A 23,155-nucleotide genomic window follows, 5' to 3' on the forward strand; every position below is an offset into this window, starting at 1 on the left:
GTGGAGCTCCGGAGGGAGCTCTAAGTGGCACGACGGTTCCTCGATACCTCGGCGGTGCGCTTTGCTCGTAAGAAACAGAATACGTCGTGTCGCCGTTATCGGTCGCGATTCCCGTCCGCCCCAAAACGCGAAAAAGCCGCGGCGGACCGCGGCTTTTCGATGCTTGATTTCCCCTGAGGAAACTGGAGCGGGTGAAGCGATTCGAACGCTCGACCCCAACCTTGGCAAGGTTGTGCTCTACCCCTGAGCTACACCCGCTCACACGGCGTCTTGGCCGCAAGCCGGGCCTATATGGCTTAAGAGCGCGGCGATTGCAACAGGGAAATCGCAGGCTTTTTTCAACATGCCAAACGATGCCGGCAAACCGCCCGCAACGCGCGGATTTCGCCACGCCGTTGCGCGATGGCCTTGTGTCGGCCACCGCATTGGCCGTAAACGGCAAGGCGGGAAAACGACGAAGAAGACGATCGATGCCGAAGACCGAAGCCGAACTTTTTGCCTTTCTCGCCGAACTCGGCATCGCCGTTTCGACGAAACGCCATGCGCCGCTCTATACGGTGGCCGATTCGCAGGCGCTGCGCGGCGAAATCGCCGGCGGGCACACGAAGAACCTGTTCCTGAAGGACAAGAAGGACAATTTCTTCCTGGTCACTGTCGGCGAGGACGCCGTCGTAGACCTCAAGCAGATCCACCAGCTGATCGGCGCCGCCGGCCGTGTTTCCTTCGGCAAGCCGGAGATGCTGATGGAGCTTCTGGGCGTCTCGCCGGGCGCCGTCACCGTCTTCGGCGTCATCAACGACACGGCAAAGCGCGTGAAGCTGGTGCTCGACGAGGATTTGATGGCGCATGCCGTCATCAACGCGCATCCGCTGACCAATGAGGCGACGACATCGATCGCCGCTGCCGATCTCATCAGATTCGTCGAGGCAACCGGGCACGATGCTGCTATCTTGAAAGTCTCGGCTTGATCGCCACATGCATGGCGAAACCGACTTCCAATGACATGGCGCCGACCCCGCGGGCCGGCGGCGCGACCGAAAGGGTGACGAGATGAGCGACAACAAGCCGTTTGGCGGGTCATTCGGCAGCAGCGGCGGCCAGTATGCCACCACCGTTCAGTATGGCGCAGCGCCCCCCGCGCCGGCAAAGGTCTCGCTTGGCGATGCGCCGGCCGCGCCCCCGGCCGATGTCATCAAGGACACCACGACCGCGGCCTTCGCCGCCGACGTCATCCAGGAATCGCGCCGCCAGCCGGTGCTGGTGGATTTCTGGGCGCCGTGGTGCGGCCCCTGCAAGCAGCTGACGCCGCAGCTGGAAAAGGCGGTCCGGGCCGCCGGCGGCAAGGTCAAGCTGGTCAAGATGAACATCGACGATCATCCTTCGATCGCCGGCCAGCTCGGCATCCAGTCCATTCCGGCGGTCATCGCCTTCAAGGACGGCCAGCCGGTCGACGGCTTCATGGGCGCCATCCCGGAGAGCCAGATCAACGAATTCATCACCAAGGTCGGCGGCAAGGGCAATGGTGCTGCGGCCGTGGCCGAGGCGCTGGCAGCGGCAGCGGAAGCGCGCGACGCCGGCGACATGCAGACCGCCGCAGACATTTTCGACGCCATCCTGGCGCAGGCGCCGGAGACGATCGAGGCAATCGCCGGGCTGGGCGATCTGCTGTTCGAGGCCGGCGACACGCAAGGCGCCGAGGCCTTGCTGGCAACAGCACCCGAGGCCAAGAAGGACGCGCCAGTTCTTGCCGCCTTGCGCGCCAAGATGGCGCTGGCCGCGCAAGCGGCGGAGCTGGGCAATCCGGCCGAGTTCGAGCGCCGCCTGGCCGAAAACCCGAAAGACCATCAGGCGCGTTTCGACCTCGCCATGATCCAGAACGCCAGGGGCGAACGCACGGCGGCAGCCGACAATCTGCTGGCCATCATCAAGGCCGATCGCGGCTGGAACGAGGATGGCGCGAGGGCGCAGTTGCTGCAATTCTTCGAGGCCTGGGGCATGACCGACGAGGCGACGCTGGCCGCGCGGCGCAAATTGTCGGCGCTGCTGTTTTCCTGAGCCGGAGGCTGTTTCGTCGCACGGGCTTGTGGTCGGCGGCGGCCGCGCCAGATTAGGAAGCTGACTTCGGCCTAGCCGACGATCCCGGCGGCGGGCGCAAGAAGTCGATCGGAGGAATGTGGTGCAAGCGGGAAACGCGCATTACCGGCTGGCCAAGGATCTGCCGTCGACGATCCCGATCTTTCCGCTCGAGGGGGCGCTTTTGCTGCCGGGCGGCCGCATGCCGCTCAACATCTTCGAGCCGCGCTATCTGCAGATGGTGGATGAAGCGGTCGCCGGCTCGCGGCTGATCGGCGTGATCCAGCCGCGTCTCGACGGCGCGCTGCGCGAGGATGGCGAGCCGGAGCTTTGCAATGTCGGCTGCGCCGGCCGCATCATCGCCTTCTCCGAGACCGGCGACGGCCGTTACCTGATTTCGCTGCAGGGCGTGTTCCGCTTCCGCATCGCCCATGAACTGACGGTCAAGACCCCGTTTCGCCAGGCCAAGCCGGCGCCCTTCCTCGCCGATCTCGACGACGATCCGGCGGCCAACGAGATCGACCGGCCGGCGCTGCTCAAGGCGTTTCGCGCCTATCTTCAGGCCAATGATCTCGAGGCCGACTGGGAAAGCGTCAGCCGCGCCGAAAATGCCATGCTGGTCAACGCGCTGTCGATGATGGCGCCCTACGGGCCGGCCGAGAAACAGGCGCTGCTTGAAGCCGCCGACCTGAAGACGCGGGCCGAGACGCTGATCGCCATCACCGAAATGGCGCTGGCGCGCGAGAATGAGGATTTTGGTTCAAGTCTTCAATGAGAGGGCACGATGGCGGCGGATGGGCGTGACGGAAAGAAGATCGATGTCGACCCCAAGCTGCTGGAGCTTTTGGCCTGCCCGCTGACCAAGGGGCCGCTGGCCTGGGATCCGGAGCGTGGTGAGCTCATCTCGCGGGTCGCCAAGCTCGCCTATCCGGTGCGCGACGGCATCCCGATCATGCTGCCTTCCGAGGCGCGGACACTGTCGGCGGAGGATGTGCTGGCGCCGCCGAGGCTGGGTGGGCCTTAGGGTATGTCGATATTCAGGTGAGGCCGGCCTGCAAACGGGTGATACCTGCGCTTCCCCGTTCTACTGCGTCGCAGTAGAACTGTGCTCACGTACGAAAAGTACGCTCCGCTTCGGTTCTCGGCATTTTCGGCTCGGCCTGACCTGAATCTCGACATACCCTGCCGCGCCGCCAAATGCTGAAGGTCGCCAAGCGCGACAGCCCTACTGAAAATTGCGGCCCTTGGGCATGACGCTTTCCGCCTCTTCCGACAGTGTTGCGAGGTCGTGCCTTGCCGGCGCCTTCCCTATCTCGGGCCGGCTGGGGCGATCCGAGCCTGCCTCTCTGGCGTTCGCCATCGGCTGGGCACCCGGCGCTCCAGCCCCGCTGACCTTCTCCAGAAGCACGGTCAGCCAGGGCGTCAGGTCCTCGATCTTTTCCGCGACGATATGGATGACACCGGATTCCGACTGCAATTTGCCGCTGACCTTGACGAAGCGCGCGCCCATGACGATGGGGCGGAAGCGGGTAAAGGTCCGCTCCCAGAAGATGACGTTGGCGACGGCCTTGTCGTCCTCCAGCGTCAGGAAGATCGCATTGCCCTTGCCTGGACGCTGGCGCACCAGCACCAGGCCGGCGACGGAGACCCGCCTGCCGTCGCGCACCGATGGCAGGTTGGCATTGGGCGTGACGCCGGCGCGGTCGAGCCGTTCGCGCAGGAAGGCGACCGGATGCGCCTTCAGCGACAGGCCGAGCGAGCGGTAGTCGTGGATGACATGCTCGCCGAGCGGCATTTTCGGCAGCTTCGTCTCCGGCTCCAGTTCGCGCAGGCGCAGCGCCGGCTGGTCGAACAGCGGCAGCTTTTCGGCGGCACTCCTGGCGCCCAGCGCCCGCACCTCCCACAGTGCGGCACGGCGGTCGAGGCCGATCGAGCGGAAGGCGTCGGCCTGGGCCAGGCGCTCGATCTCGCCGACATCGAGGCCTGAACGCAGCCAGACATCCCGGACGGTCGAGTAGCCTGAGCCGCGTCGCGCGACGAATTGCTCCATGCGTTCCTCGGACAGGCCCTTGATCTGCCGGAAGCCGAGCCGCACCGCATGGCTCGTCTCGATGACGCCGCGCATCTCAGCATGGCGCGGCAGGATGCGGGCCGGATCGAAAGGCGCTTTTTCCAGGGTGCAGTCCCAGACGGAATAATTGACGTCGACGTCGCGGATGTCGACGCCATGATCGCGCGCGTCGCGCACCAGCTGGGCCGGCTGGTAGAACCCCATCGGCTGCGAATTCAGGATCGCGGCGCAGAACACGTCGGGATAGAAGGTCTTGAACCAGCAGGAGGCATAGACGAGCAAGGCGAAGGAGGCGGCGTGGCTCTCGGGAAAGCCATATTCGCCAAAACCCTCGATCTGCTTGAAGCAGCGCTCGGCGAAGTCCCTGGTGTAGCCCTTGCCGACCATGCCGTTGATCATACGGTCGCGGTAATTGCCGATGGTGCCGGTGCGCTTGAAGGTGGCCATGGCGCGGCGCAGTTCATCGGCCTCGCCCGGTTTGAAACCGCCGGCGACGATAGCGATATTCATAGCCTGTTCCTGAAACAGGGGCACACCAAGTGTCTTGCTCAGGATCGCTTCCAGCTCCGGCTTTTGATATTCGGGCTTTTCCTTGCCTTGCCGGCGGCGCAGATAAGGGTGGACCATGTCGCCCTGGATCGGGCCGGGCCGCACGATCGCCACCTCTATGACGAGGTCATAGAAATCCTTTGGTTTGAGCCTTGGCAGCATCGACATCTGGGCGCGAGACTCGATCTGGAAGACGCCGAGCGTGTCGGCGCGGCCGATCATGTCGTAGACGCGCCTGTCTTCCGGCGGCAAGGTGGCCAGCACATAGGGTTGGCCATAGTCATCCCGTGCCTTCGGATAATGGTCCGTAAGCAAGGTGAAGGCGCGCTGCAGGCAGGTCAGCATGCCGAGCGCCAGCACATCGACTTTCAGGATCTTCACCGCGTCGAGATCGTCCTTGTCCCATTCGACCATCTTGCGCTCGTCCATCGCCGTCTTGACGATGGGCACGATCTCGTCGAGCCGGTCCCTGGTGATGACGAAGCCGCCGACATGCTGGGAGAGATGGCGGGGAAAGCCCATGATCTCATTGGCGCGTTCCATCACATGCTGCGACACCGGGTCGGTGCGGTCGAGACCGCCGGCGCGGGCTTCCTTCTCACCGAGTTCCGAGGTCGACCAGCCCCAGATAGAGCCGGACAGCGATGCCCGGACATCCTCCGACAGGCCCATGGCCTTCGACACTTCGCGCAGCGCCGAGCGGCCGCGATAGCTGATGACGGCGGCGGCGAGTGCGGTTCGCTTGGAGCTGTATTTCTCGTAGATGTACTGGATGACGGTTTCGCGCTTTTCGTGCTCGAAGTCGACGTCGATGTCTGGAGGTTCGTTCCTTTCCTCGGAAATGAAGCGCTCGAAAAGCGAATCGATTTTCTCGGGTCCCACTTCGGTGATGCCGATGCAGAAGCAAACCACCGAATTGGCAGCCGAACCACGACCCTGGCAGAGAATGTCCTGGCTGCGGGCGAATTTGACGATGTCGTAGACGGTCAGGAAGTAACGGGCATAGTTGAGGCGCTCGATCAGAACGAGCTCTTCCTCGATGCGCTTGATCACCGAAGCGGGCACGCCCGAGGGATAGCGCCGCGCCGCCCCCTCCCGCGCCAGCCTCTCCAGCTCGGCCTGCGGCCCTAGACCCGATTCCGTCGGCTCGTCGGGATAATTGTACTGGAGGTCGCTGAGCGAGAAGGTCAGCTCTTCGGCGAACCGCAACGTCTCGGCCAGTGCCTGCGGATGCCTGCGGAACAGCCGGGCCATTTCCAGCGGCGGCTTCAGATGGCGTTCGGCATTGGCGGTCAGTTCCAGCCCGACCTCGGCGACGGGCGTGTTGAGGCGGATCGCGGTCAGCACGTCCTGCAGCGGGCGCCGTTCGGCGGTATGGTAGAGGACATCGTTGGTCGCCATCAGCGGGATGCCGGTCATTTCGGACATTGCCGCCGCCTGCTCGATGCGGAACCGGTCATTGCCGGCATAGCAGGGTGAGACGCCAAGCCGCAGGGCCCTGCCGAAGCGGTCCTTGAGCTGGGCAAGCCCGGCAAGACCGTCTTCAGCGCCCGCCGCCAGGTCGGGCAGGACCGCCAGCGACATCAGATCCCCCCATTCGAACAGGTCGCCGCGCTGGAGCAGCGTCGCGCCCTTTTCGGTCTCCTCGCGCAGATTGGCTTGCGTCAGCATGCGGCACAGATGGCCCCAGCCGGCGCGGTTCCGGGGATAGGCGAGAATGTCAGGCGTGCCGTCGGCAAAAACCAGCCGGCAGCCGGGGTGATAGGCAAGTTTTTCGACCTTGGCCTGCTGCCAGGCGCGCACGACGCCCGCCACCGTGTTGCGGTCGGCAAGACCGATCGCCGAAAAACCCATGAGCTTGGCCGCGACCACCAACTCCTCCGGCTTGGACGCACCGCGCAGGAAGGAGAAATTCGACTGGATGCCGAACTCGGCATAGGGGATGACGGTCAGCGCGTTCATGCGAAGACCCCATGCATGAACCAGCGCGGCGCGGCTTGCGAGCCGCCGTAAAGGCCTTGCCGGTAGAGCCAGTAGCGGCGGCCTTCGGCATCCTCGATGCGGAAATAGTCGCGCGTCGATGCCGCCGCGTCGCTCGGCGCCTCGCGCCACCATTCGGCGGCGATGCGTTCGGGACCCTCGGCACGGGTGACGCGGTAGAGCGCGCGCCGCCAGCGGAAATTGAGCGGCGGTCCCTCCGGCATTTCGGTGGCCGGCACCTCGATGGGCTCGGGGGCGCGAAACAGGCGGATCGGCCGTTCCGGCGGGAAGATGGTTTTGGGCGCCTGCACCCTGTCCGGTCTCTTCGGCGGCGTGGTCCGGCGCGGCGCTTCGCTGAAGGGGACGATGGCGACGGCGCGCTCCGGCAGATGGCTTTCGACCGCGACCGGCTGCAGCACCGCGCCCTCGCCGAGCCGGGCGCGGATGCGGTCGGCGAACAGCGCGATGTCGGCGCCGTCATCGGTCACCTCGCCGGTCAGATCGGCCTGCGCCATGTCGAAGGCGGCGGCCGCCAGCACCGAAAGCCGCACCAGGTCGAAGCCGTAGCCGGCGTCGATGTCCTGCTCGAGTGCCGCCAGCCTTTCATGGAACAGCTTCTGGATCAGCCGGGGATCGCGCATCGGCCGCGAAGTGCCCAAGGCGATGCGGCTGACGGCGCCGTCGACGCGGAAGAGCAGCAGCGCCAGCGTCCGGGCGCCCTCGCCGCGGCGCTCGAGATCGCTCTTCAAGGTCGTCGCCAGCAGGCCGACCAGCCGCTCGATGTCCTCGGTGAGCGTAACGGGCTCGGCGAGATGCCGCTCGACCGAAAGCGGCGCGACGGGAAGGCGCGGCGAGACCGCCTCGTCGAGGCGGCCAAGCGCCTGGTCGAGGCGTAGCAGCAAGGTGGCGCCGAAGCGGCGGGCAAGCGGCGCGCGCGGGGCGGCCATGACGGCGCCCGCCGTGCGCAGGCCGACACTTTCCAGGCTGGCGCGGGTCTCCGGCGCGATGCGCAATGCCGCGAGCGGCAAAGGCGCCATCAGCGCTTCCTCCTCACCTGAAACAACGATGCGGTCGCCGCAAAAGCGGGCCGCCGCCCAGGCCGCCCCCGGCGTCGGGGCAAGGCCGGCGCGGACATCGAACCCCTGGTGCAAGAAGCGCCACAGGATATCGTCTAGCATGGCGCGTTCGCCGCCGAACAGATGGGTGCAGCCGGTGACGTCGAGGAACAGGCCGTCCGCCCCGTCCAGCGCCACCAGCGGGGTGTAGCGGTCGCACCAGTCGGCAAGGCCTTCGAGCAGGCGCCGGTCGGCCTCCGGATCGGCCTCGACGATGTCGATCGAGGGATGCATGGCGCGCGCATCGGCAATGCCCATGTCGCGCTTCAGGTGCAGCGCCTCAGCCCGCTCGTCGAGGGCTGAGATGCGCTGGGCGTTGCCCTGGCGGTGGCTGATCACCAGTGGCGGGTGCGATGGCGCCGGGTGATCCGACGGCCGGGAACGCCAGGATCGCCCCAGACGCTGCCGCAGGATCCTTTCGGCCGCCAGATAGGGAAACCACAGGGACAGGATTCTCTGTCCGTTGGCCCCTTCTTTCGTAGAATACGCGTTCATCGGGGTTCCACTCCAGTGTGAATTGTCCAGGCAGGGCCGTGCGGCTCTTGCCGATGGTGATGGTGAAGGCCGGGCGGCCGATCGATTCGGCGAGCGGCCCGGCAACCGTGGCGCGCGGCACGGCCGGCGCCGAGGAGACGATGAGGCGGACGGGCGCCGCCGTCGGTTCGGGTTCGGCCGCCTGTCGCAGCAGGAATACCGGGCGGCCGGCACTTTGCGCCCTCGCATGCAGCCGGCGCGTCGCGGTCAGGTCCAGCCGCTGCGGGTTGCCGCGAATTTCCAGGATGACGGCGGCGAGCGCCGTGATCCGTGCCGCTTCCTCAGTGACCCACAACGCGTCGACGAGCTTTGGCGCCTCGGAAAACAACAATTGCTCCGGCTCGATGCCGAAGGAGGCTTGCAGTCCCCTTGCATAGGGAAAGCCCGCCTCGCGGAAGATTTCCGTGGTGCCGATCCATAGGATGGGCAGCCCTTGCGCCTGTTTGAGGATCAGGCTGGTGAGCGAAAGGGCGAAGCCGGCGACGGCTCCGGCATCTCGGGTTTCCAGGCCATGGATTTCGCTGAGCGCGGCTTTCGGCAGGCCGCCGCTCAGGGCGTCATCGAGCCGTTCGATGCCGATCGGCAGGAAGGCATCCGGCAAGGCCGCGGCAAGGCCGCGCCGCACGATCGTGAGATCGGCGCCGGGTGTGGCATCGGCGCTGGCGTCGGCTTCAAGCGGCGCGCCAGCCGGCGCCTGCAGGCGCTCTGGCAGCGTTCCCTCGATCTTCGCGATCTGGCGGCGCAGGGCAAAAACAGTCTCCCGCGCCACGGCTGATATCGCCATGACGGTCAGTGTCCACTCACAATTGTTCCTGTTATGTTCCTATAGATTCCAGAGGCAACCTGAAGAGTCAAGCAGAGTCACAAGGAATTTATTCCTGCAGGCCCTGTGCGGCATGGGCGTATGGGCCGCTTCATTTGCCTCGACCGGTGCGAAAGCCTATATGCCGGGTCAAAGGACAAAGCATGGCCCGCATCTACAAAACCCGCACCTGGCATGGCGAACTCGCGCCCTCGATGGAGGAGATGGAGTTCCTGGCGCTGGAGGCCTACGCCCATCTGCCGGAGGACTTTCGCAAGCTGACCGGCGAGATCGTCATCCAGATCGCCGAGTTCCCGACCGACGAGATCATGGACGACCTGTCGCTGGAGACGCCGTTCGACCTGCTCGGCCTGTTCGAGGGGCGCGGCATCGCCGAGCGCTGGAACCCGCAGACCGGCGAAGGCCCGAACCGCATCACGCTCTACCGCCGCGCCATGCTCGACTACTGGGCCGAGAACGAGGAGACGCTGGGCGACATCGTCACCCATGTGCTGATCCACGAGATCGGCCACCATTTCGGCCTGTCGGACGATGATATGGAGAAGATCGAAGAGGCGGCGGAATGACGAAGAGAGGAAGGCAGCTAGCCTCTACCAGTCGCTGAGCTTCGTATCCGGCCCGTATTCCTGGCCATCGACATCCTTCACCACGGCCTGGCCACAGCGCATGGTCTTGGCTTTCTTGTCATAGGCGTAGGTCGGCGAGCCGAACAGGTGCCAGCCCTTGTTCAGCGCCGCCGTCACCTTGTGGCAGAAGCTGGCGTCGTCGGGGGCGGTCAGAAAGCGGTAGAGTTTCATGTCTCAAGTCCTGTCGTAAGTGCCATAGCCCGCGAGCATGGGCCGATATCATGCGCCGATGGCGGCCGCCTTCGCCAGCAATTTTTCAGCCTGCGCCAGATGCAGCCGCTCGACCATCTTGCCGTTCAGCGAAATCACGCCTTTTTCGACATTCTCGGCACGTGAAAAAGCGTCCTTTATCAGCCGCGCCTCGGTCAGCGCCTCCGGCGACGGCGCGAAGGTGCGGTTCGCCGCGTCGATCTGGGCCGGATGGATGAGGGTCTTGCCGTCGAAGCCCATGGCGGCCGCCTCCGTGCATTCGCGGGCAAAGGCGTCGAGGTCGCGGAAATCGTTGGCGACGCCATCGAGCATGTCGAGGCCGCCGGCGCGCGCGGCCAGCACCATCTGCATCAGCCACGGCACGAGATAGCGCCGGTCGGGGGTCGCCAGCACACCGGTGTCCTTGGCCAGGTCATTCGTTCCGGCCACGAAACAATTGAGGCGCGAGGCCGGATCGCGGCCCAGTTCGGCAATGGCGCCGATGTTGAGCAGAGCCTTGGGCGTCTCGATCATCGCCCAGAGTTTCACGCTGTCGGGGGCAAAATTGTCGTCGAGCACGTCGCCGACTTCAAGGATATCGCGCGGCGTGGCGACCTTGGACAACAGGATGCCGTCGGGCTCGACCTTCGCCACGGCGATGAGGTCGTCGGCGCCCCATTCGCTGGCCAGCGCGTTGACGCGCACGACCATCTCGCAGCGGCGGCCAGGAGTGCCGGCAGCCGGGCGGCTGGCAAAGATCGCGGGCAGCTTTTCGCGAGCGGCGATCTTGTCGGCCGGTGCGACGGCGTCCTCTAGATCGATGATGATTGCATCGCAGGACAGCTGCGCGATCTTGGCCAGCGCCTTGTCGTTGGAGGCCGGGACGTAGAGCACCGAGCGGCGCGGGCGATAGGGTTCGTTTGTCATGCTGGATCTATGCCGCCTGTGGGGGGTCGAGGCAAGCGTTGGGGTAATGGCTTTAGAAGTTTGCGTGACGTCGGCTAATCATCAAGATCAGCGCCGCCCCTCATCTGCCTGCCGGCATCTTCTCCCCGTATAGTGACGGGGAGAAGGACGCCCTCATCGCCGATTTCGCCAATCGCCAACGTTGCGGAAAGGGCGCCAGCGTTGCGGCCAGCTCCCTTCTCCCCGTTCACGGGGAGAAGATTGCCGGCAGGCAGATGAGGGGCGGCGGCAGCGTTCGCAGGATGGCGCGCTGCCTGCACGAAAACTGCACGCACCTGCCGAAAAGCTCCTCGGATCCGCCCTGCCATCTCCCTGCCGGTCTGCCAAACAGGCGGCATGCACAAGCGAGCAAAACCCCGTTGGTCCCTGCCCCGGCGCCTGCGCAGCGAAGGCTGGTGGCTGGTCGATCCGCCGCGCGCCAACCCCGCGGCGATCCTCATTCCCTTTGTCCGCAAGAGCCCGCCGCCATGGCGGCCGGGCACGATCAGGCCAGATGCCATCAGGAAGGTCAGTTCATGACATCGTTTTTCACCGCCGCACCAGGCTACTGCAGCCGCTTCGGCGTTGCCGTGCTGCTGGTCGTGCTGGCGGATTTCCTGTTCTACGGTCAGCCCGCCGACATCACGGTTTTCCTGTTCGCCATCCTGATCGCCGCCGCGGTCGTGGCCGTGCACCCCGCGGCCTTCAGCGACATCAGGGTCTGGCTCAAGCCCGCCGCCTTGCTTGTCGCGCTGCTGCCGCTGGCCGAAAATGTCAGCCCTCTGTCCGTCTCGATCGCGCTTGCGGCGCTGATCATCTTCGCGCTTTCGCTGAGCGGCCGGCTGCGGCACAGCCTGGCCCGCATTGCCGGCCAGATCGTGTTGTTCGGGCTGGCGGCGCCGTTCCGCTTCGTCAGTGATTTCATCCGCTGGCGCAAGACGGCGCGCCGGTTCGGCGGGCGGCGCGTGCGGCTGGCGGCGGTCGCCGTCTGGCTGATGCCGCTGACGCTGGGCGCCGTCTTCCTGGCGCTGTTCGGCGCCGCCAATCCGGTCATTGAATACTGGCTGTCGCTGATCGATCTTCTGAAACTGCTCGATCTGATCCAGCTGGCGCGGATCGCCTTCTGGCTGTTCGTGCTCGCCGGCGTCTGGGCTTTCCTGCGGCCGCGCCTGCCGCGTTTTTCGTGGGGCATCCGCCGGCCAAACCATGCCCTTGCCGCTGCTCAACCGGCGACCAATCCCCAACGACACGTGATCGAGGACATCGTCGGCAAGGCCGCCATCCTGCGCGCATTGATCGTCTTCAACGTGCTGTTTGCGCTGCAGACCGGGCTCGACGCCACCTATCTCTGGGGCGGGGTCGCCCTTCCCGATGGCTTGAGCTACGCCGCCTATGCGCATCGCGGCGCCTATCCCTTGATCGTCACCGCGCTGCTTGCCGCCGGTTTCGTGCTGGCGGCGCTCAGGCCGGGAAGCGAGACCTCGGGCGATCCGCTCATCCGCCGGCTGGTCTATGCCTGGGTGGCGCAGAACATCGTGCTGGTCATCTCGTCGATCCTGCGGCTCGACCTCTATATCGGCATCTACGCGCTGACCTATTGGCGCATCGCGGCTTTCGTCTGGATGGGGCTGGTGGCATCAGAGCTTGCGCTGATCATCGCCCGCATCGCGCTCGAAAAATCCAATGAATGGCTCTCCTCCGCCAATCTTCTGACGTTATCCCTGACGCTCTATGCCTGCTGCTTCATCAACTTTGCCGCGCTGATCGCCAACTATAATGTCGACCACTCCCTTGAAATGACCGGCCAGGGCATCCCCCTCGACGCCTGGTATGTGCGCTCGCTCGGGCCGGGCGCGTTTCCGGCGCTCGATCGTTTCTTCGATCATCAGGACCGGACGGCTGCCGCCGGCGCCGTCCGCGAGCTCGAAGGATTGCGAGCCAGCGACGAAGACTGGTACCGCACCGTTCAGCGGAACTGGCGGGCCTGGAGCTTTCGCGACTGGCGCCTGCTTGCCTATCTCGACAGCAAGGGGTCGCTCGTGCTTCCTCAGCCTACGCAACCTTCCTTGCCGGGCCGCTGACCGATGCCGCATCACATCCTCGTCGCCGACGATGACCCGCATATCCGCGAGGTGATCTGCTTCGCGCTGGAAAAGGCCGGCATGAAAACGCTTGGTGTGGCGGATGGTGCGGCCGCCTTGCAGGAGATCGGACGCCAGGCGCCGGATCTGGTCGTTCTCGACATCGGCATGCCGGAAATGGACGGGCTGGAGGTCTGTCGGCGGCTGCGCCACACCTCTGATGTGCCGGTGCTGTTCCTGTCCGCGCGCGACGAGGAGATCGACCGCATCCTCGGGCTCGAAATGGGCGGCGACGACTATGTGACGAAGCCGTTCAGCCCGCGCGAGCTGGTCGCCCGCGTCAACGTCATCCTGCGCCGTGCCCGCCCGGCGGCGTCCGAACCGGCCGACGACCGGCAGTTTTCGCATGGCAAGCTCACTTTGGCGCCGGCCAGCCACGGGGCATCCTTCGACGGCCAGCCGCTTGCCCTGACGGGGATCGAATTTTCTATCCTGAAAGGTTTCCTGGCGCGGCCGGCGCATGTGCTCGACCGCGACGCGGTGATGGCCAGCGCCTATGCCGGCAAGATCCATGTCGCCGACCGCACCGTCGACAGCCACATAAGAAACATCCGCGCCAAGCTGGCGGCGGTGGGTTGCCTGGACGCCATCGAGACCGTGCATGGCGTCGGCTTCCGGCTCGGCCGATGCGGCTGACGACGTCAAGCAAATGGATCGGCCGCAAATGGCGGCCACGGCTCGCCACGGTCGTCGTCGCCATCCTGATCATGGTGATGGCGCTGCCTTTGGTCGGGCTGTTCTTCTTCCGCCTCTACGAGAACCAGCTGATCCGCCAGACCGAGGCGGAACTGATCGCGCAAGGGGCGGCCATCGCCGCCATCTATGCGCAGCAGGTGCGCGACGCCGGCATTTCCCCGGAAAAACTCGGCGCGCCGATGCCGCAGGCCAATGGCAGCGCCAGCCGGGCCGACAATCCTGACGGACCATACCGGCCGATCGAGCCGCGCCTCGATCTGGCTTCGGACTATGTACTACCGACCCGGCCGGCGGCCATGCCCGTTACCGCCGCCGATCCGGCCTTCGCCGCGATCGGCACGCGCCTATCCGGCATTCTCGACGCGACGCAGAAAACCACGCTCGCCGGCTTCCGGCTGCTCGATCCCCAAGGCGTCGTCATTGCCGGGCGCAACGAGGTCGGGCAGTCGCTCGCCGGGGTCGATGAGGTGCGCACGGCACTTGGCGGCCACTATGCCAGCGCGCTTCGGCTGCGCATCCCCGACCAGCCGACGCCGCCGCTCTATTCGGTCAGCCGCGGCACCAAGGTGCGGGTCTTCGTCGCTCTGCCGGTGGCCGTCGACGGCCATGTCGCCGGCGTGGTCTATGTCTCGCGGACACCCAACAACATCATCAAGCATCTCTATGGCGAACGCGGCAAGGTGACACTGGCGGCGATCGCCATCCTTGGCGGCACGCTGCTCATCGGCCTCGTCTTCCTGCGTACCGTCAGCCGGCCGATCTATGCGCTGATCGACCGCACCCAGCGTATCGCCGCCGGCGAGCGCGACGCGATCCGGCCGCTCGACCATCACGGCACCTACGAAATGGCCGAGCTGTCCGCCGCCTTCCTCGACATGGCGGAAAAGCTGCAGGCGCGATCGGATTCGATCCAGACCTTCGCCACCCATGTCTCGCACGAGCTCAAATCACCGCTGACGGCGATCCAGGGCGCGGCCGAATTGCTGCGCGATTCCGGTAGTGCGATGGACGATGAGGAGCGTCGGCGCTTCTCAGACAATATCGTCACCGATGCCGGGCGGCTCAATCTGCTGGTGCGCAGGCTGCTCGATCTGGCGAAGGCCGAAAATCTTGCACCCAGCGGCGAAACCACCTCGATCGCTGCCTCGCTGGCGCTGCTGCCCGTCGACACCAGGCTGGCGGTCCGCGTCGAGGCGGGCGGTGATCTCGCTTTGCGCATCTCGGCTGAGAACGCCGCGATCGTGCTTGCCAATCTCATCGACAATTCCGCCAGGCACGGCGCGACGCTGGTTTCGATCACCGCGACCAGCGCCGGCGGCAAGGCGACGGTGCTGGTCAGCGACGACGGCGCCGGTATTTCGCCGAGCAACCGGGCGCGCATCTTCGAGCCGTTCTTCACCACGCGCCGCGCCACCGGCGGCACCGGCATGGGCCTCGGCATCGTGCTGGCCCTCCTGAAAGCGCATGATGGTATGATCCGGCTGGTTGACTCCGAGCGCGGCACGCGCTTCGAGATCACTTTGCCTTTATCAAGCTGAGCATGATCTTATCCGAAAAACCGGTACCCACTTTTCGGGATCATGCTCTGGAAGCCGGAGCTGAAAAATGCGCTACGACATCGTCATCATCGGCGGGGCCATCGTTGGGTCCTCCATTGCCTACTATCTGCGCGAGGAAGGCTTTTCCGGCTCCATCGCGCTGATCGAGCGCGATCCGCAATTCGCCCATGCGGCAACGACGCTGTCCATGGCCTCGATCCGCCAGCAATTCTCCATTCCGGAAAACATCCGCCTGTCGCAGTTCACGCTGAAGCTGTTCCGGCGGCTGAAGGAGACGTTCGGCACCGATGCCGATATCGGTTTTCGCGAGGGCGGCTATCTCATCCTGGCCGGCGAGAATGGCTTGCCCGTTCTCAAGGCCAACCATGAAGCGCAGGTCGCCGAGGGCGCCGACATCGTGCTCGAGGATCCAGAGCAGCTGACCCGGCGCTTCGCCTGGCTGTCGACCGAGGGCATTTCCGCCGGCGCCTATGGCCGGAGCGGCGAGGGCTGGTTCGACGCGCATGCGATGCTGACGCTTTTCCGCAAGGCGCTGCGCGACAAGAAGATCGATTTCATCGCCGCCTCCGTCACCGGCATCGCGCGGGACGGCAATCGCGTCACCGGCGTCTCCCTCGACAATGGCCAGACGCTGGAAGCCGGCATCGTCGTCAACGCCGCCGGACCGAATGCCGGCAAGGTCGCCGCCCTTGCCGGGCTGGCGCTGCCGGTCGAGCCGCGCAAGCGCAACGTCTTCGTCTTCGAGGCGCGCGAGAAATATGCCGACATGCCGCTGCTGGTCGACCCCTCCGGCATTTATGTGCGCCCGGAAGGCTCGGTCTACCTCACCGGCGGCGCCGAGCCGGAAGAGGGCGACGGTCCGGCCGATCCCGCCGATTTCGACGTCGACTGGCCGCTGTTCGAAGAGGTGATCTGGCCGGTGCTGGCGACCCGGATCCCCGCCTTCGAAGCCATCAAGCCGACCCGTGCCTGGGCCGGGCATTATGACTACAACACGCTGGACCAGAACGCGGTGATCGGCCCGCATCCAGAGGTCGGCAATTTCCTGTTCGCCAACGGCTTTTCGGGCCACGGCCTGCAGCAGGCGCCGGCGGTCGGCAAGGCGCTGGCGGAGCTTCTGGTGCATGGCGGGTACCGGACGATCGATTGCTCGGCGTTTGGGTACGAACGCGTGGCCGAGGGACGGGCGTTCCGGGAATTGAACGTGATTTGAGCGGTTTGGGACGGCCCTCAGAATTCGCAAAGCGCTATCAGTTTCTTCGTCATTCCAGGGCGGAGCAGGAGCGAAGGTCCGTCGCGGAGACCCTGGAATCCATGCCGTTACCGCTGCCGAAGGGCGTCAGCGCTGCAGAATGAAACGCCCGTGCGTTGTCCTAACAGTTCTGATCCGTCGCGACACATCGCCGCCGCCGCATGGATTCTAGGGTCCGCGCCGCGTCGCTTCGGGGTATCACCGCATCGACCTTGAGCGCATTGCCAAGCGCATGCCCGGCAGCCGTGTTGTCGAAAATCCCCCAGACTTCCGCCCCTGACGCGGCCGCAGCTTGCACGTGCCGGCTGATGCGGTCGAGCGCTTCGGCGTCGTAGTCCGAGTAATAGACACGCGGCATGCCATGCCAGCGAAAATAGGCGAGGCCGGCCCAGCCGCCCGGCACGGCTGCCGCAGGCACCGGAGCCGGGTCGGCGGCAACGCGTGTGATCTGCCGATCTGCCAGAAGCGCCTCCGCCTCCGCTCGGAACCAACTCGGATGGCGCGGTTCGCATACGAGCCTGGCCTTTGTCCGCTTGCTCAGCATGTCGAAGAAACCGCCGGCGACGTCCGGCTCGAAGGCCAAGCTCGGCGGCAGCTGCACCAGAAGCACGCTCAGTTTTTCGCCAAGACCATCGACCTGCTGCAGAAATATTTCGGCCAGCGCATCGCAATCCGCGAGACGATGCTCATGGGTTATTGCCTTGGGCGTCTTGACGGCAAAGCGGAAGGGCTCCGGCACGGAGCTTGCCCAGCGTTCATAGGTCTCACGGCGATGCGGCTTGTAGAAAGACGTGTCGATCTCGACGATCGGGAAGCGCTGGGCATAGCGTTCGAGATGTGAGCCGGGCTGCGGGAAATCTTGCTGGTATCGGGTTGGAATTCCCCAACCGGCCGTGCCTATGAAACATCCCTGTTTTTCCATGCATGGGATGTGGACCAGATGAGGTGCGGGTCAAGGCGGCACCCGCCGCCTAAGCCGCCACCCGCTTCCCAGCCTCGACATAGGCCTGCAGCCAGGCCAGCACCCGGCCCCAACCCTCGGCATGTTCAGCCGCCGCATCGCTGAGCCCAGCAAAACCGCCATGGCAGATGGTGAGACGCGTACCCCCGGTGATCGGCTGCAGCAGCCAGGCAAGTGTGGTTTGCCGCCGGCCAAGCGTCGCGTGATCCCAGCCATAGGCCCGCGTCTGCACGATCCGGCGCGGTGCCTCGATCTCGAGGAATTCGCCGCCGGCCGGCAGGTCGTTGCCGTCAGCTGTGCGGACAGTGACGGTCCAACGGCCGCCGACACGAAAGTCGGCGGACCAGTCGGCCATGCGGTAGGTGTCGGCCGACCCCCACCATTGCTCTATCTCGCTCGTGACCAGTGCGCGAAAAATGCGCTCAGCGGGCGCTTCGATCTCGGCGGATGCCATGATCGTGTCGCCGTTGGTCATGCTTTGCACCCTGGGAAAGTGCATCATGGACGCCTCCGGACAGAGTTTGTTTCGATATCGAAACGAGCCTTTTACCCTTTTGATGGCGGGCGCTCGAAACCCTTGCCGGTCTCAAGCAGGCTCTTGAGGCTGGCCAGCACCAGCGGCCAGCCCTTGCTGACATTGGGGATCAGCCGGTGCGGACCGTCGGCCTCGTGGGTGACGGCAAGCTTCATCAGCTCGCCGTCCTGTTCCATGGCGAAGGTGCAGCGCGTGTAGCCGTCTTCCCTGATCTCCGGCATCCATTCATTGCGCCATTTGATGACCAGGCGTCGCGGCGGGTCGATCTCGAGGATCTCGCCCGAGTCGGCGACGCGGCCGTCGGGGAAGACCAGTTTCCAGCTGGAGCCGACCTTCCACTCGCTCTCCTGGTAGGAGCAGAGGAAGAACTGCCGGTTGAACTCCGGGTCGGTCAGCGCCTCCCAGAGCTTTTCGGGCGTGGTGCGGATGTAGGTCACGTAGACGAAGCTGTTGCTCATCAGTCTTCCCTTTCGAGGCGTTTCTTCAGATCACTCAAGGCATTCAGCCGATGGCGCTCGAACTTGCCGATCCAGCGCTCGGCGATCTCGTTGATCGGAACCGGGTTGAGGTAGTGCTCCTTTTCGCGCCCCTTGCGGAGCGTGGTGACGAGGTTGGCTTCCTCCAGGATCGCCAGGTGCTTGGTCACCGCCTGGCGCGTCATGTCCATCTCCGCGCACAGCGCGTTCAGCGTCTGCCCGTTCCGGGCATGGAGACTGTCCAGCAATTGCCGGCGTGTCGGGTCCGCCAAGGCGCGAAAGACTGCATCCATGCTCATGGCTTTAATATGCAACCATTTGGTTGCATGTCAAGCGGCAAGATCGCACGCCATCGGCAAACGGATGCCGTCACAGGAGAAAGAATCAGCCCTTGCGGGAGAACCAGAAGGCGTCGGCCATGCGTTTCATGCCGATGCGTTCGTAAAAGCCGACGGCGTCCGGCATGGAGATCAGGCTGATGGCGACCGAGGGTCCGAGCTGCCGCCGGGCCTCGTCCATCAGGCCCTTGCCGATGCCGAGCCCTTGCGCCGATCGGGACACGGCGAGCTCGGAGACGTAGCAGACCCAGGCAAAGTCGGTGACCGCACGGGCCACGCCGACCAGCGGCTTGCCTTCGATGTCGAGGCGCGCGGTCAGCACCAGATTGGCACCGGACAGCATGGCCTGCAGCCTGGCGGGATCATCGACGGGCCGTGTCTCGCCGAGGCCGGATTCCAACAGCACCTTGCGGAATTCTGCGACATCGAGCGCGGGTTCGCTTGCGTAGAGGACATGGGAATTTTCAGCCATGCCGGCAGACTGCACCATCGGCCAGCGAATTCGAAGCCGCTTTGTGGGGTGGCTGTTGTGCCAATGCGCACGAACAGTTGCCTTTTATTTGCCCTCGGCTTTGTGTAAACGGAGCTTCAGCAAATCCCCCGCAACGAAAACACGGGCCAAAGCCATGGAAAAATTCACCAAGCTCACCGGCGTCGCCGCTCCGATGCCGATCGTCAATGTCGACACCGACATGATCATCCCGAAGGATTATCTCAAGACGATCAAGCGCACCGGCCTCGGCACCGGCCTGTTCGCCGAAATGCGCTACAATGACGACGGTTCGGAAAACCCGGATTTCGTGCTCAACAAGCCGGCCTACCGCAAGGCGCAGATCCTGGTCGCCGGCGACAATTTCGGCTGCGGCTCGAGCCGCGAGCACGCGCCGTGGGCGCTGCTCGATTTCGGCATACGCTGCGTCATCTCGACCTCGTTCGCCGACATTTTCTACAACAACTGCTTCAAGAACGGCGTGCTGCCGATCACCGTCAGCCCCGAGGACCTCGAGAAGCTGATGGATGACGCCTCGCGCGGCTCCAACGCCACTTTGTCGATCGACCTCGAAGCCAAGGAAATCCGTGGCCCCGATGGCGGCGTGGTCAAGTTCGACCTCGACGATTTCAAGCGGCACTGCATGCTCAACGGCCTCGACGATATCGGCCTGACCATGGAAAAGGCCGGCGCCATCGCCTCGTTCGAGAAGCGCAACGCCGAACAGCGCCCCTGGGCCTGAACGGCACCATCCGAATATAGGCCCGGCCCTTTCAGGCCGGGTTTGGCGGCGACTGAAGGGAGGGACAGTCATGGCACGTTCGCTTCTTGCCGGCGTTTGCGGGCTGGCCTTGTTGCTGGTGCCCATAGCCAGTGCCTTTGCGCAGACACAGACACCCGCAGCAGCCCAGAAGCCGGCCGACCAGCCAGCGACCGAACAGGGAGAGTCGAGCACCAGCGACGCGGCGCCCGCCGACGATGACAAGCAGGCGCCGATAGCGTTCGAGGGCGGCCAATTGACCATCACCCAGCCGGAGCAGGATGGCGAGAAGGTGCTTGCCTATGACGGCAAGCAGCTGGCCAGCAACTACGATGTGTTCTTCGACAAGGTGGTCAAGATCGGCGACGTCAATGTCGCGCTGGTCGATGTCGGCGACGGCGGCAATCAATGCGGCCCGGCCAAGGTCATCGTCTGGAAGCCGAAGGACGGCGAGATCAAGACCACGACGGTCGAGCAGGACGAATGCGGCGCGCCGCCGGCGGCGATCTCCGACAGCGCCATTTATTTCGTGCCCTATCTGCTGCCTGGCGAGATAAAGGCGGCGCTGCAATGGTCGCCGACCGAAGGCCTGACGACTTCAGGCAACCTCGCCTATACGCCGGAGCCCGGCACCGACTGGAAGGACATCGATCCGTCGAAATACGACAACATCATCGACGCCTTCCACAACGAGGCTGTCTACAAGGCGGCCAAGGCGCTGCTCGGCGACACCATGCCCGACATGGCGACCAGCCTGCTGGTCGGCGGCGGCACGGAGAAGACGGCGTCCGGCGCCTTCTACGCCACCGGCTGCGTGCCGCATGACTGCGGCGGCAATGACGGCTTCATGGCGGTCGACCCGGCCAAGCACACGGTCTATTTTTCGCGGCGCGGCGACGATGGCCAGCCAGCGGCCTGGCCGCCGCTGAAGGACTGGCCGGACGATATCAAAAAGGCGCTCGACGCCGCGCAGGGGTCGGGGAATTAGGGTTCTCCGCGCCCGCGCGCTTCGCTTCCGTGACAATGGTCCGCTCGGCTTGGCCCACGACCGGCGCCGCCTCGCCTGCTAAACGCAGGCCGACAACCCAACGAGGCCTGCCATGCGCAAACTGATCTCCACCGGCTCGCCCTTCGAAAAGACTGCCGGCTATTCGCGCGCGGTGGTGCAGGGCGACTGGTGTTTCGTCTCCGGGACAACCGGCTATGACTACGCGACGATGACGATGCCGGAGACGGTCGAGGCGCAGACGCGCAATTGCCTGGCGACGATCGGCAAGGCGCTGACCGACGGCGGCTTCGAGATGGCCGATGTGGTGCGGGCGCATTACTACATCACCGACCAGGCCTTCGTGGACGTGGTCTTCCCGATCCTCGGCGAGACATTCGGCGACATCAGGCCGGCGGCGACGATGATCGTCTGCCAGCTCAACAAGCCGGAAATGAAGATCGAGATCGAAGTCACGGCGCTGCGGCGCTCGGCTCCGGGGCGTTGAGAGCATGAAGGTCCGGCGCATCGTGGCCAATATCGAGACGCAGGATGCGGCGGCGGCGAAACGCTTCTACCAGGACGTGCTTGGCCTCGACGTGCTGATGGATCAGGGGTGGATCGCCACCTACGGTTCCGACGAACAGATGCAGGTGCAGGTCTCCTTCATGGCGCAAGGCGGCTCCGGCACGCCGGTGCCGGATCTGTCGATCGAGGTCGACGATGTCGAGGCGGCGCTGGAAGGCATGAAGGCCGCCGGCTTCGCCATAGAATACGGACCGGCCGACGAACCCTGGGGCGTGCGGCGCTTCTATGTGCGCGATCCCCTGGGCCGGCTGGTCAACATTCTCTCACATCGGTGATCGTGGTCCTGAACCGCAGGCTTGCGCTGCAAGCGCTTGGCGTTTAGCAAAGCGCCGGTTCAAATTCTTTTCTGGGACGGTTTTTCCATGGCAACGAAGCATCTTTTCCTGCTCCCCGGCGACGGCATCGGCCCCGAGGCCATGGCCGAGGTCAAGAAGCTGATATCGGCCATGAACGAGAAGCTCTCCAGCGGTTTCGTCACCGACGAGGGCCTGGTTGGCGGTTGCGCCTACGACGCGCATGGCGCGGCGATCTCCGATGCCGACATGGCAAAGGCGATGGCGGCGGACGCGGTGCTGTTCGGCGCGGTCGGCGGGCCGAGATGGGATGCCGTGCCTTACGAGGTGCGCCCCGAGGCCGGCCTGCTGCGGCTGCGCAAGGACATGGAGCTGTTCGCCAATCTGCGCCCGGCCATCTGCTACCCGGCGCTGGCGGCATCGTCCTCATTGAAACAGGAGGTGGTCGAAGGCCTCGACATCCTGATCGTGCGCGAATTGACCGGCGGCGTCTATTTCGGCGAGCCCAAGCAGATCATCGATCTCGGCAACGGCCAGAAGCGCGGCATCGACACGCAGGTCTACGACACGTTCGAGATCGAACGCATTTCGGGCGTCGCCTTCGAGCTGGCGCGGACCCGCAAGAACCACGTCACCTCCATGGAAAAGCGCAACGTCATGAAGTCGGGCGTCCTGTGGAACGAGGTCGTCACCCAGACCCACAAGGCGCGCTATTCCGACGTCAAGCTCGACCATATGCTGGCCGATGCCGGCGGCATGCAACTGGTGCGCTGGCCCAAGCAGTTCGACGTCATCGTCACCGACAATCTGTTCGGCGACATGCTGTCCGACATCGCCGCCATGCTGACCGGCTCGATCGGCATGCTGCCGTCGGCCTCGCTCGGCGCGCCCGATGTCAAGACCAAGAAGCGCAAGGCGCTCTACGAGCCGGTGCACGGCTCGGCGCCCGATATTGCCGGCAAGGGCATCGCCAACCCGATCGCCATGATCGCCTCCTTCGCCATGTGCCTGCGCTATTCCTTCGGCATGGTCGATGAAGCCGACAGGCTCGAAGGCGCGATCGCCGCCGTGCTCGACCAGGGCCTGCGCACCAAGGACATCTTCTCGCCTGGGATGACCGAGGTCGGCACGGTCGAGATGGGCGACGCGATCATCGCCAGGTTCCTGGCCTGATCC

24 protein-coding genes and 1 tRNA gene are annotated in these 23,155 nt (G+C 65.0%); 14 read left to right on the plus strand and 11 right to left on the minus strand.

The genetic code is table 11. From position 1 onward, the window contains the following. Nucleotides 1–183: 183 nt before the first annotated feature. A tRNA-Gly gene (locus JG746_RS04730) sits at nucleotides 184–258 on the minus strand. A 212-nt stretch (nucleotides 259–470) separates the two neighbouring features. On the opposite strand from JG746_RS04730, the gene JG746_RS04735 reads away from it, so the two are divergent. The 4 genes from JG746_RS04735 (at nucleotide 471) to JG746_RS04750 (ending at nucleotide 3,097) form a co-directional block, all read left to right on the plus strand. Next, nucleotides 471–968, plus strand: a complete 498-nt coding sequence (locus tag JG746_RS04735) for a prolyl-tRNA synthetase associated domain-containing protein (RefSeq protein WP_202357119.1) — start codon at nucleotides 471–473, stop codon at nucleotides 966–968. Nucleotides 969–1,050: 82 nt separating this feature from the next. Beyond that, on the plus strand, nucleotides 1,051–2,055 hold the full coding sequence (gene trxA / locus JG746_RS04740) for a thioredoxin (protein ID WP_202357120.1): 1,005 nt from the start codon (nucleotides 1,051–1,053) through the stop codon (nucleotides 2,053–2,055). A gap of 121 nt (nucleotides 2,056–2,176) precedes the next feature. Further along, nucleotides 2,177–2,848 carry an LON peptidase substrate-binding domain-containing protein gene (locus JG746_RS04745; protein ID WP_027047556.1) on the plus strand — a complete coding sequence of 224 codons (672 nt, stop codon included), beginning with the start codon at nucleotides 2,177–2,179 and terminating at the stop codon, nucleotides 2,846–2,848. 9 nt (nucleotides 2,849–2,857) lie between these two features. After that, nucleotides 2,858–3,097 carry a Trm112 family protein gene (locus JG746_RS04750; RefSeq protein WP_202357121.1) on the plus strand — a complete coding sequence of 80 codons (240 nt, stop codon included), beginning with the start codon at nucleotides 2,858–2,860 and terminating at the stop codon, nucleotides 3,095–3,097. Nucleotides 3,098–3,298: 201 nt separating this feature from the next. On the opposite strand, the gene JG746_RS04755 is transcribed toward JG746_RS04750, so the two are convergent. From JG746_RS04755 to JG746_RS37085, 3 genes are read right to left on the minus strand one after another with little or no spacing between them, the layout of a single operon-like run. Continuing rightward, nucleotides 3,299–6,655 (minus strand): error-prone DNA polymerase, encoded by a 3,357-nt coding sequence (locus JG746_RS04755; RefSeq protein ID WP_202357122.1) that lies wholly within the window; start codon nucleotides 6,653–6,655, stop codon nucleotides 3,299–3,301. Continuing rightward, nucleotides 6,652–8,127: a DUF6504 family protein gene (locus JG746_RS04760; protein ID WP_244730669.1), complete on the minus strand. Its 1,476-nt coding sequence runs from the start codon at nucleotides 8,125–8,127 to the stop codon at nucleotides 6,652–6,654. Before JG746_RS04760 ends, JG746_RS04755 begins: the two co-directional genes overlap by 4 nt. After that, nucleotides 8,069–9,106: an ImuA family protein gene (locus tag JG746_RS37085; RefSeq protein WP_244730670.1), complete on the minus strand. Its 1,038-nt coding sequence runs from the start codon at nucleotides 9,104–9,106 to the stop codon at nucleotides 8,069–8,071. The genes JG746_RS04760 and JG746_RS37085 overlap by 59 nt, the downstream gene beginning before the upstream one ends. A 182-nt stretch (nucleotides 9,107–9,288) precedes the next feature. On the opposite strand from JG746_RS37085, the gene JG746_RS04765 reads away from it, so the two are divergent. After that, nucleotides 9,289–9,711, plus strand: a complete 423-nt coding sequence (locus JG746_RS04765; protein WP_032932314.1) for a metallopeptidase family protein — start codon at nucleotides 9,289–9,291, stop codon at nucleotides 9,709–9,711. Nucleotides 9,712–9,735: 24 nt separating this feature from the next. Here JG746_RS04765 and JG746_RS04770 read toward each other — a convergent pair whose 3' ends face one another. Both JG746_RS04770 and JG746_RS04775 read right to left on the minus strand, forming a co-directional pair. Then, a complete protein-coding gene (locus tag JG746_RS04770; RefSeq protein WP_027145959.1) occupies nucleotides 9,736–9,942 on the minus strand; it encodes a DUF1737 domain-containing protein in 207 nt (68 codons plus the stop codon). A 48-nt stretch (nucleotides 9,943–9,990) separates the two neighbouring features. Then, a complete protein-coding gene (locus JG746_RS04775) occupies nucleotides 9,991–10,887 on the minus strand; it encodes an HpcH/HpaI aldolase/citrate lyase family protein (protein WP_202357124.1) in 897 nt (298 codons plus the stop codon). Nucleotides 10,888–11,441: 554 nt separating this feature from the next. Between JG746_RS04775 and JG746_RS04780 the strand changes: the two genes are divergently transcribed. From JG746_RS04780 to JG746_RS04795, 4 genes are all read left to right on the plus strand, one after another. Then, nucleotides 11,442–12,986: a DUF4153 domain-containing protein gene (locus tag JG746_RS04780; protein WP_202357125.1), complete on the plus strand. Its 1,545-nt coding sequence runs from the start codon at nucleotides 11,442–11,444 to the stop codon at nucleotides 12,984–12,986. 3 nt (nucleotides 12,987–12,989) lie between these two features. Next, nucleotides 12,990–13,682 (plus strand): response regulator transcription factor, encoded by a 693-nt coding sequence (locus JG746_RS04785; RefSeq protein ID WP_202357126.1) that lies wholly within the window; start codon nucleotides 12,990–12,992, stop codon nucleotides 13,680–13,682. Then, nucleotides 13,673–15,280 (plus strand): ATP-binding protein, encoded by a 1,608-nt coding sequence (locus JG746_RS04790; protein WP_202357127.1) that lies wholly within the window; start codon nucleotides 13,673–13,675, stop codon nucleotides 15,278–15,280. Before JG746_RS04785 ends, JG746_RS04790 begins: the two co-directional genes overlap by 10 nt. Before the next feature lie 67 nt (nucleotides 15,281–15,347). Next, nucleotides 15,348–16,514: an NAD(P)/FAD-dependent oxidoreductase gene (locus JG746_RS04795; protein ID WP_202357128.1), complete on the plus strand. Its 1,167-nt coding sequence runs from the start codon at nucleotides 15,348–15,350 to the stop codon at nucleotides 16,512–16,514. Nucleotides 16,515–16,674: 160 nt separating this feature from the next. On the opposite strand, the gene JG746_RS04800 is transcribed toward JG746_RS04795, so the two are convergent. The 5 genes from JG746_RS04800 to JG746_RS04820 form a co-directional block, all read right to left on the minus strand. Continuing rightward, nucleotides 16,675–17,475: a DUF72 domain-containing protein gene (locus tag JG746_RS04800; protein WP_202357129.1), complete on the minus strand. Its 801-nt coding sequence runs from the start codon at nucleotides 17,473–17,475 to the stop codon at nucleotides 16,675–16,677. A gap of 49 nt (nucleotides 17,476–17,524) precedes the next feature. Beyond that, nucleotides 17,525–18,016: an SRPBCC family protein gene (locus JG746_RS04805; RefSeq protein WP_202357130.1), complete on the minus strand. Its 492-nt coding sequence runs from the start codon at nucleotides 18,014–18,016 to the stop codon at nucleotides 17,525–17,527. Between the two features lie 44 nt (nucleotides 18,017–18,060). After that, complete coding sequence (locus JG746_RS04810) at nucleotides 18,061–18,507, minus strand: SRPBCC family protein (protein ID WP_202357131.1); 447 nt, start codon at nucleotides 18,505–18,507, stop codon at nucleotides 18,061–18,063. Further along, a complete protein-coding gene (locus tag JG746_RS04815; RefSeq protein ID WP_202359260.1) occupies nucleotides 18,507–18,818 on the minus strand; it encodes an ArsR/SmtB family transcription factor in 312 nt (103 codons plus the stop codon). The genes JG746_RS04810 and JG746_RS04815 overlap by 1 nt, the downstream gene beginning before the upstream one ends. 91 nt (nucleotides 18,819–18,909) lie before the next feature. Then, complete coding sequence (locus JG746_RS04820) at nucleotides 18,910–19,335, minus strand: GNAT family N-acetyltransferase (protein WP_202357132.1); 426 nt, start codon at nucleotides 19,333–19,335, stop codon at nucleotides 18,910–18,912. Between the two features lie 154 nt (nucleotides 19,336–19,489). Between JG746_RS04820 and leuD the strand changes: the two genes are divergently transcribed. The 5 genes from leuD (at nucleotide 19,490) to leuB (ending at nucleotide 23,152) form a co-directional block, all read left to right on the plus strand. Further along, entirely contained in the window at nucleotides 19,490–20,095 is a 606-nt protein-coding gene (leuD, locus tag JG746_RS04825) for a 3-isopropylmalate dehydratase small subunit (RefSeq protein WP_096451815.1), read from the plus strand. A gap of 70 nt (nucleotides 20,096–20,165) precedes the next feature. Then, nucleotides 20,166–21,101: a hypothetical protein gene (locus JG746_RS04830; protein WP_202357133.1), complete on the plus strand. Its 936-nt coding sequence runs from the start codon at nucleotides 20,166–20,168 to the stop codon at nucleotides 21,099–21,101. Between the two features lie 112 nt (nucleotides 21,102–21,213). After that, complete coding sequence (locus JG746_RS04835; protein WP_202357134.1) at nucleotides 21,214–21,606, plus strand: RidA family protein; 393 nt, start codon at nucleotides 21,214–21,216, stop codon at nucleotides 21,604–21,606. 4 nt (nucleotides 21,607–21,610) lie between these two features. Beyond that, the gene (locus JG746_RS04840) at nucleotides 21,611–21,961 is read left to right on the plus strand and encodes a VOC family protein (RefSeq protein ID WP_202357135.1); all 351 of its coding nucleotides are present in this window, start codon (nucleotides 21,611–21,613) and stop codon (nucleotides 21,959–21,961) included. Nucleotides 21,962–22,048: 87 nt separating this feature from the next. After that, nucleotides 22,049–23,152 carry a 3-isopropylmalate dehydrogenase gene (gene leuB / locus JG746_RS04845; protein WP_202357136.1) on the plus strand — a complete coding sequence of 368 codons (1,104 nt, stop codon included), beginning with the start codon at nucleotides 22,049–22,051 and terminating at the stop codon, nucleotides 23,150–23,152. Nucleotides 23,153–23,155: the final 3 nt, after the last annotated feature.

The sequence above is a fragment of the Mesorhizobium sp. 113-3-3 genome (assembly GCF_016756495.1).
Lineage (GTDB): Bacteria > Pseudomonadota > Alphaproteobacteria > Rhizobiales > Rhizobiaceae > Mesorhizobium.